This is a genomic window from Acetobacter papayae, from assembly GCF_047721125.1.
In the GTDB taxonomy this organism is placed as follows: domain Bacteria; phylum Pseudomonadota; class Alphaproteobacteria; order Acetobacterales; family Acetobacteraceae; genus Acetobacter; species Acetobacter papayae.
In genome coordinates, this window is sequence record NZ_JBDNWF010000056.1 from 1 (window position 1) to 8177 (window position 8177).

Genomic DNA, 8177 nt, shown 5'->3' on the forward strand with positions numbered 1-8177 from the left:
TTGCCGGATTTGCGTTCATACCCGCCCCCACCCGGCCCGAACGGGCGGGGCGTGGTATCCTTTTTGCCCCGTCGCGCACCGCCGGTCTGCCCGGCAACGGAAGAGGCAACCGGGTCAACAGGCAGGCCAAGCTGCGCGGCTTCAAGCCGCCGGATTTCATCACGCAGGCGGGCGGCGGTTTCAAACTCCAGATCAGCGGCAGCCTCACGCATGCGCTTTTCCAGTGCAGCCAGAGTCTGCGCGCCATCCTTGCCGACAAATTCGGTCTCGCCCGTTGCCTTGTCCGGCGTCACGGTCACGTAGTCCTGCTCGAACACCGAGCCGACAATATCGGTAATCTGCTTGCGCACACTCTGCGGGGTAATGCCGTGGGCCTCGTTCCAGGCCATCTGCTTTTCGCGGCGGCGGGCTGTTTCCTCTACCGCGTAGCTGAGCGAGTCCGTCATCTTGTCGGCATAGAGCAGCACCCGGCCATCCACATTACGGGCAGCACGGCCTATGGTCTGGATGAGCGATGTGCGTGAGCGCAGAAAGCCTTCCTTATCGGCATCAAGAATGGCCACCAGCGAACATTCGGGAATATCCAGCCCCTCACGCAGCAGGTTGATGCCAATCAGCACATCAAAAGCCCCCATGCGCAGATCACGGATAATCTCGATCCGCTCAAGCGTGTCGATATCCGAATGCAGATACCGCACCCGAATTCCCGCCTCGTTCATATAATCGGTCAGGTCTTCGGCCATGCGCTTGGTCAGGGTAGTGACCAGCACACGCCCACCCTTCTCGATGGTGGTACGGCATTCGGCCAGCAGGTCATCCACCTGATGTTCCACAGGGCGGATATCCGTCACGGGGTCGATCAGCCCCGTGGGGCGAATGACCTGCTCGGCAAACACGCCGCCCGTGCGCTCCATTTCCCACGGGCCGGGCGTTGCGCTGACAAACAGGGTCTGGGGGCGGAACGTATCCCACTCGGCAAAATTCAGTGGCCGGTTATCCAGACAGGAGGGCAGGCGGAACCCGAAATCCGAAAGGATGGATTTGCGCGCATGGTCTCCACGCTCCATGCCGCCTATCTGCGGCACGGTCACATGGCTTTCATCGACAATCAGCAGGGCGTCCTGCGGCAGGTATTCAAACAGGGTTGGCGGTGGATCACCCGGATTACGGCCCGACAGATAGCGTGAGTAATTTTCGATACCTTTGCACACGCCTGTTGTCTCAAGCATTTCAAGATCGAACAGGGAGCGCTGGTCCAGCCGTTCAGCCTCAAGCAGCTTGCCCGCTTTCGTAAACTGGTCGAGCCGCTCACGCAGTTCCTGCTTGATGCCAATAATCGCCTGATTGAGCGTTGGCCGGGGCGTTACGTAATGGCTGTTGGCATAAATGGTAACTTCCTGAAGATCGGCCGTTTTTTCCCCCGTTAGCGGGTCAAACTCGATAATGCCGTCCACCTCGTCGCCAAAAAGGGAAATACGCCAGGCACGGTCTTCGTTCTGCACGGGGAATACATCCACCGTCTCGCCACGGACCCGGAATGTGCCCCGGGTAAACGCGGCATCGTTCCGGCGGTATTGCAGTTCCACCAGACTACGCACCAGCTTGTCGCGATCTATCTCGCCCCCAAGTGCGAGCTTGACCACCATGCGCGCATAGGTTTCCACCGAGCCGATACCGTAAATGCACGAAACCGATGCAACGATAATCACATCATTACGCTCAAGCAGCGCCTGCGTGGCGGCATGGCGCATACGGTCGATCTGTTCGTTTATCTGGCTGTCTTTTTCAATATAGGTATCAGACCGGGGCACATAGGCCTCGGGCTGGTAATAGTCATAATAGCTGACAAAATATTCAACCGCGTTATGGGGGAAAAACTGCTTCATTTCCCCGTAAAGCTGGGCCGCGAGTGTTTTGTTGGGGGCAAGGATCAGGGTTGGTTTCTGGGTGGCCTCAATAACCTTGGCCATAGTGAACGTCTTGCCCGAGCCCGTAACCCCAAGCAGAACCTGATCGCGCTCACCGGCTTCCACACCGCTTACAAGCTCGGCAATGGCCTGCGGCTGATCGCCAGCGGGTTCATATTCGGACACAACCTCCATACGGCGCAGCTTGGGCCGGGGGGCCTGCTGTTCGGGCCGGAAGGTTACGGCGGGCAACTGGGCCGCACGCTCGCTCAGCGTGCCGCGCTTGCGACCGCGTGCGGGGGCAGATGATGATGTCGGTGGCAAGGGAGCATCCATGCCCCAAACATGGCCCTGCCCAGCCCTTTGTGCAAGGGAGGCCGGCCGCCCTCAGACACTGGCGTTACTGCTTACGCAAAGCGCCAGTGCAGGGCATGAAAAACCATGCGCGAAAGCGGCGTGTGGGAAAGCACAATCAGCACCATGCCCACCACAATCGCCACCCGGCTGCACGAGCGGGCGTAAAGCCCCAGCATTTCATCCCGGCTGGCCAGATCCAGAAAGGGGTCAAGCCCGCCATACCCGGCCTGTTCACGCTGGCGGCGATAGCGGACCAGAAACTCGGGGGGGAGGCCCACGCGTTCGAACTGTCTGGCGCTGTAGCGATCAAGCTCATCGCGCCGGTAACGTAACACGCCATCCTGATGCCTGACCGGGCGCGGGCCGCCCCCTATACGCTCCAGCAGCCATAGCCGCCGCGCCGGCACCCCCAGATACCCCGCAGCCTGCCTGCGCTCCAGAATCTGCTGGAGCGGGAAGGGGCAGACAGTCGCCTGCCCGGATACGGTATCCGAGGGGACGCGGGGATCTTTCATGACATGCCAGCTTGAAAAAAAAGAAAGGGCCAAGTCAATGCCTGTCTTGCCATTGCCGCCCTGTAACAGATGCACAGGCTGCATAGCCCCGAATACCCTGACACCCTGAGAGTAGCAGCCGCATCCCGCATGACCGGGTAGGTAGCGGCTACACCACCCCCTCACCCGGCAGGCTGATTGACCATTCACCGGGCAGGTCGCATCCTTAGGGCATGCAAACTGTTATTGCCCCTACCCTACCCCGTGTCGGTGTGCTGGCTGTTGTCCGGCATGAAGACAAATTTCTACTGGTCCGGCGTGGCCATATGCCCGATGCCGGATTGTGGGGTTTTCCCGGTGGCAAGGTAGAACCGGGAGAAACACTGTTGCAGGCTGCCCCGCGTGAGTTGGAGGAAGAAACAGCCCTGCGCGCCACAGGGCAGGCCGTTATCGATACATTCGAGTCGATCCGCCATGATGCACAGGGCGCGCTGGCGTTTCATTACGTCATTATCGCGGTGCGCTGCCTGCTTCCCGCCGGGCCATGCCCAAGCCCGCAGGCAGGCGATGACGCGCTGGAAGCCCGCTGGTTTTCCTATGCCGATATCAAGGCACTGGGGCCTTTGGCCTGCGAAAGACTGGAAACACTCGCCGCTCAAGTTCTGCGGGCAGAAGGGGTGGCGGTCAGCCCTTAAACCGCCATGCCCGCATTTAGTGGAAAATACGCCGGGTGTAGCGCTGGCCTGAACGCAGGCCACCGATCAGCCCCGCAAGCACCACCAGCGCATAAACCCCACCCATCACCGACATCGAAACCGGCAGGCCCGGTATCAGGTAGGTTGGGGAGTCACACGGTTTCTGTGGCCGCAACGGCATGGAAGCCAGACGCTCCGCCATAGTGCGCCCGCTTACATGCGGCGCATGACAGGCTGGCAACGGGCTGGGCCACCAGCCCCACTCCACCCCGGCATGACAGACTGTCAGCCCGAGCGAGCCGAGCATAAGCAGCACCCCGCACCACAGAAAAACCCGCCGCAAACCACCGGGCAGCACAGCAGCGGCAACCCCGGCCACCATCAGAATACGCCATGGCCAGCGTTCCAGCAGGCAGAGCTCGCAGGGCATAATGCCCAGCCCACGCTCGACCCACCACGCAAAGGCAAGCGCCACGCCCCCCGCCAGTATCATCAGCACGCCCGGCATCCGCCCGGTTCTGTCGCGGCTCATGTCATGCTCCCGCCTGTTGCTCCAGCCCATTGCCCTGTGTGGTCGTGGCCGGGCCTGCATCCTGCGCCCGCCCTCCTACCTTGGCAACTGGCCCCCGTATCAGGATTTTTTACGGCCTATCGCACGCCTGCCGCCCTAGGCGATCAGCCCCGCAAGCCATGTACGCAGCACGGCGGGGGTCGGGAAATCGACCGGAATACGAAAGCCTGCCCCGCCAGCAGCCTTGGCCACAGCCATGGCACTTTCGTCCGATGTATCATTGCCAATAACCACCGGCTTGCGGCCCAGAAAGGGCGGGCGCTGCATCAGCAACGAAACCGCATAACCCTTGTCCACCCCGGCAGGGCGGATTTCCCACGCCATGCGCCCGGCCACCAGCAGATAAGCCCCGGCCGATTCCCTGACCCATGCTGCCGCTGCGGCATGCAGGGTCTGGGCGGCTTCAGGCGCTGCACGGTAATGCAGGATAAACCCGCCCTCCGTATGTTCAAGCCTGACACCGGGCAGCGTGCCTACAAGGTCACGCGCCTGCACAAGCCAGACCTTTGGCAGTTCGGGCAGGGCCGTGCGTTCGATCGGCCCGCCCGGCCTGTGGCGCAGGGCAATGCCGCCTTCTCCCCCTACAGCGAAAGGCACATCGCCCAAAAATTCATCAAGCTGCTCAACCGTGCGGGATGAGACAATGGCCAGCGCATCGCCACAGGCAGCGCGCAGGCGGCGCAGCATGTCCACAAGGCCGGGCGGCAGCACTACGGGGTCTCCGGGGGCTGTATCCTCGACCAGCGTGCCGTCAAAATTCAGCAAAAACGCAGCCTGAGACAGCGGCGGGATAGGAAAACGGGCACTCTGCGCCCCATGAAAACCGAGCATGAAACACCTCTTTAGTGGCCTGTTTTTCGTATCCACACACAGTGACTGCATCAGCCGCCCTGATACCAACCTGAACCGGCGGGCATCAGGGCCGGGCGCGTATCAGTATGTATCGCCTATTTTCGGCTCCGCACTGCCACTCCGCCCCTGATCACCAGAGGAAAACGGAACAGGAGGCGGCAGCGGCGCCTGCGGGGAGACCACAGCCGGCGGGGCAGCAGGCGCGGAGGACGGAGCCGGTGCCGGTTGGGCGGTTCCGGGTGTCGGCTGCATGCCGGGGGGTGCAACGAGCATCTGCGTGCCATCCGCCGCCGGGGCCTCGCCCGGTGCGGGCTGCGGTGTGGCCGAAGGCAGAACTGGCACCACAGGTGTTGCCAACGGCAGGGGTGTGGGCGCGGTGTTCTGCCCTTCGCACCGGATCATCCGCACATCGTAAAGCGGGCTTTCAAACACGCCCAGCGCGGGCTCGGCCGCCAGCATCCAGCCATGAAACGCCACGCCATCGGGGTGGGTATCACGCAAGTCGAGCCATGCAGCGGCATCAGGCGCAAGCGTGGGCGGACGCGCCACACAACGAACAACCCCAATATCCAGATTTTTGTAATGGGCTGTCCCGCCAACCGGCACGGACAACACCTCCACATGGCTATCGAGCTTGTCCAGCACGCGCACGACCGCCACGGTCTTGCCCTGCCATGTATCCGCCGGATAAACGGCAGGAGGGGCCACGCCCACACCGGCGGCATGGCCCTGCCCCCCGGCAAGCCCGATTGCGCCCGCCAGCAGAACACCCATACCGGTTAGAACGCCACGCCCGGCTCCGGTTGCTTCACGCCCTTGCGGGCGGCCTGTCCGCATGGTCATGCGCCCATCCGCGGAGAGCGCAACGCCTGCACCAGTTCAGCAAGCCGCTCGCGCAGAACCTGTTCGCTTACACCCATCAGTACCGCATCCTCAAAGGCATCCGTCAGAACCTGCTGCACATCCTGCCAGTTTTCTTCCAGCACCCGGATTTTCTCCTGACACGAGACGGGCTGCCCGTCTTCCTGTGGCCAGATACGCAACGCTTCCATACTGCCTGTTTCCTGTATCAAATCCACAACCCTACCGGAGGGAGTACCTCAAGGCGCATCACCATGGCCGGAATCCGCATGCTCCGCCGGGGGCTTGCCGGTGCGGGTAAGGGTATCCGTCACGGAGAAAATGAACTTGCTCAGAAGCTGTTCCAGACTAATGGAACCCTGCGTCTGTGTCATGGTCGTGCCGGGGCTGAGAGTTTTGTCATCCCCCCCCGGAGACAGGGCGATGTATTTACCACCCAGCAGGCTGTCACTGGTGATAATGGCCGCCGTATCAGCCGACAGGTGCAGGTCGGGCCGGACGGTAAAAACCACATGCGCCTTGAAGGTCTGCGGGTTGACGCTTTCCGATACCACATGGCCGACCGTAACCCCGGCCAGCCGCACATCGGAGCCGATATCCAGCCCGTCTATATGGGAGAAGTCAGCGCCCAGTTGATAACCGTCGCCATTACTCTTGCGCCCCTCGCCCAGAACGGTCGCCACCAGCATGGCCGCCAGCGCGCACAGCACGACAGCCCCCGTTACAAGCTCGGCGATGTCGCGCCGCGATTTTTCCGCCATTGCAAAAGCCATGAACAGACCACACTCCCTGTTGGTGGCAACACCCTAGCAGGGAATGCGCGGCAAATCACGCCTTGGACGTGTCGCCCGGTGTCCATGCCTCGTAATCACCCGTTGCGGGCGGGTGTTTGCCGGTTACGTACAGGCTGCCCTGCGGGCGGTACGCTCCAGGGCCACCGGTCAGATTAGGCTGGTGGGGCAGTTGCCACGGCTTGCGCTCAGTAGCGGGAATCGGGGCTTCGAGCGTGTGGTGCAGCCACCCCCACCATTCTGGCGGCACGGCGGAGGGGTCTTCCCCCTTATGGTAGATCACCCAGCGCTCAGGGCGTTCAACCCCTCCGCCCAGGCGGGCGGGGCCGGTGGATTCATAATAGCAGCGGCCATCGGCGTCCTTGCCGATCAGCCGCCCTTTCCGGCGCGTATGCAGCCATGTTCCGAAATTTGCCATGGCACGCATGATAGGACTCCGGCGCGGCATCCGTCGATGGTTTTGTCGTCCATGCACCCATCACCTGTGCGAGACCGGACAGGCTGAAAAGTTATCCCCCATATCCTCGTTATAAAGAGTATCAATGCCGCTGGCAGGCCACCAAACCGGCTTACCTCCGCTACAGCCGGAGCGATAAACTGCCCAACATGACAACCGCCACACACCCCTGGAACGGTGTGCTGATGAGCACACTGGACGCCGCCGCCGACCCGGATGCGCCGCTCCGCCCCGTAACACTCCCTGCGGAGTGGGATACGGAGGCGGCTGCCGCTCTTGCACAGCTTGTACCGGGCGACGATCCGATCGACCTTCCCTCGCTGGCCGATGGCTGGACGCGCGTGTTCGCCCCGGACAGCGCCACGGCGCGTTCGCTGGTCTGGCTGCTGCTGACCCGACAGGCCGCGCCGACAGAAGCCGTATGGCGCTGCGCGTTTGACCGGCCGCCGGGCTTCATTATCAATCTGGCGGCGTTTGTCTCACCGGGGGAAGGCTTTGCGGCACGCACCTTTGTTGCGGCCCTGCGTCTGGTCTGTTCCGTACTGCGCCATACGGCGGAAAGCACCGCCAGCCTGCGCAATGGCGAGTTGCCCCTGCCCGACCTGTTCGCCTCCTCCGCCACAGCGGCCCCCGGCCAACCCGCCACACTGGCAGAGGCACCGCCTCTGGTCGCGGGTGATATCCTGCTGACCAATCTCGACGCCTGTCTGGCCGGTGTGGGGCTGGACTATGATAGTGAGGACGGACGGGCGGCTGCCTGCGCCATCGCGGCACTGGCCACCCTGACCGCCCATGCCGGACGCGGCCCCGAAACACTCCCCCTGCCGCCGGTGCGCACCGTGCTGCCCGGTCTGGGCGAAACCCTGCGCGCTGTCTGGGCCGAGGCGGCGGTGGAAACCGATGCCCCGCTGGCCCCGGTAGAGACAGGTTTTTCCGCCTCCAACCCGGTAGATGGCCTGCTGGGGGCGGAAGCCTGCGGGCTGGCTCCGGTGTTTTCCATGCTGCGACCTGATGGCCGTCTGGCCACCAGCACCCGCCAGAGGCTGGAAGCACGCGGCTTTACCACCGAAACCGCGCTGGCAGCCTCCCTCGCGGGTGAAACCGTGCTTCCCCTGCCCGGATCAGGCGCGCATCTGGCCATGTATCGTGCGCTGACCGGCTTTGTGGACCGTATGCCCGCCCGCCCCGAAGC

At 62.9% G+C, this 8177-nt stretch carries 11 protein-coding genes; 3 read left to right on the top strand and 8 right to left on the bottom strand.

The features are described 5' to 3' along the window. The coding region (gene uvrB, locus ABF757_RS11840; protein ID WP_415482541.1) for an excinuclease ABC subunit UvrB at positions 1-2180 on the bottom strand (2180 nt) is incomplete at its 3' end. Positions 2181-2314: 134 nt separating this feature from the next. Beyond that, positions 2315-2779, bottom strand: a complete 465-nt coding sequence (locus tag ABF757_RS11845) for a helix-turn-helix transcriptional regulator (RefSeq protein WP_415482530.1) — start codon at positions 2777-2779, stop codon at positions 2315-2317. A gap of 212 nt (positions 2780-2991) precedes the next feature. Here ABF757_RS11845 and ABF757_RS11850 point away from each other — a divergent pair, with 212 nt between their 5' ends. Beyond that, entirely contained in the window at positions 2992-3453 is a 462-nt protein-coding gene (locus tag ABF757_RS11850; RefSeq protein ID WP_415482532.1) for an NUDIX hydrolase, read from the top strand. A gap of 16 nt (positions 3454-3469) precedes the next feature. Here the strand turns inward: ABF757_RS11850 and ABF757_RS11855 are convergent, their stop codons facing one another. Beyond that, complete coding sequence (locus tag ABF757_RS11855; protein ID WP_415482533.1) at positions 3470-3985, bottom strand: disulfide bond formation protein B; 516 nt, start codon at positions 3983-3985, stop codon at positions 3470-3472. Between ABF757_RS11855 and ABF757_RS11860 the strand changes: the two genes are divergently transcribed. Continuing rightward, positions 3984-4124 carry a hypothetical protein gene (locus tag ABF757_RS11860; protein WP_415482535.1) on the top strand — a complete coding sequence of 47 codons (141 nt, stop codon included), beginning with the start codon at positions 3984-3986 and terminating at the stop codon, positions 4122-4124. The two genes, ABF757_RS11855 and ABF757_RS11860, sit on opposite strands and share 2 nt — an antisense overlap. On the opposite strand, the gene otsB is transcribed toward ABF757_RS11860, so the two are convergent. The 5 genes from otsB to ABF757_RS11885 all read right to left on the bottom strand — a co-directional run bounded on the left by otsB (position 4121) and on the right by ABF757_RS11885 (position 6946). After that, positions 4121-4855 (bottom strand): trehalose-phosphatase, encoded by a 735-nt coding sequence (gene otsB / locus ABF757_RS11865; protein ID WP_415482536.1) that lies wholly within the window; start codon positions 4853-4855, stop codon positions 4121-4123. The genes ABF757_RS11860 and otsB overlap by 4 nt on opposite strands. Before the next feature lie 102 nt (positions 4856-4957). Beyond that, positions 4958-5719, bottom strand: coding sequence for a DUF2155 domain-containing protein (locus tag ABF757_RS11870; RefSeq protein ID WP_415482537.1), 762 nt, complete (start codon positions 5717-5719; stop codon positions 4958-4960). Further along, positions 5716-5928, bottom strand: a complete 213-nt coding sequence (locus ABF757_RS11875; protein WP_025861807.1) for a hypothetical protein — start codon at positions 5926-5928, stop codon at positions 5716-5718. The genes ABF757_RS11870 and ABF757_RS11875 overlap by 4 nt, the downstream gene beginning before the upstream one ends. Before the next feature lie 48 nt (positions 5929-5976). Further along, the gene (gene mlaD, locus ABF757_RS11880) at positions 5977-6510 is read right to left on the bottom strand and encodes an outer membrane lipid asymmetry maintenance protein MlaD (protein ID WP_415482538.1); all 534 of its coding nucleotides are present in this window, start codon (positions 6508-6510) and stop codon (positions 5977-5979) included. Between the two features lie 55 nt (positions 6511-6565). After that, positions 6566-6946, bottom strand: a complete 381-nt coding sequence (locus tag ABF757_RS11885) for an NADH-ubiquinone oxidoreductase subunit NDUFA12 family protein (protein ID WP_415482542.1) — start codon at positions 6944-6946, stop codon at positions 6566-6568. A gap of 188 nt (positions 6947-7134) precedes the next feature. Here ABF757_RS11885 and ABF757_RS11890 point away from each other — a divergent pair. Beyond that, positions 7135-8177, top strand: a 1043-nt coding sequence (locus ABF757_RS11890; protein WP_415482540.1) for a vitamin B12-dependent ribonucleotide reductase, incomplete at its 3' end; no start/stop codon positions are given.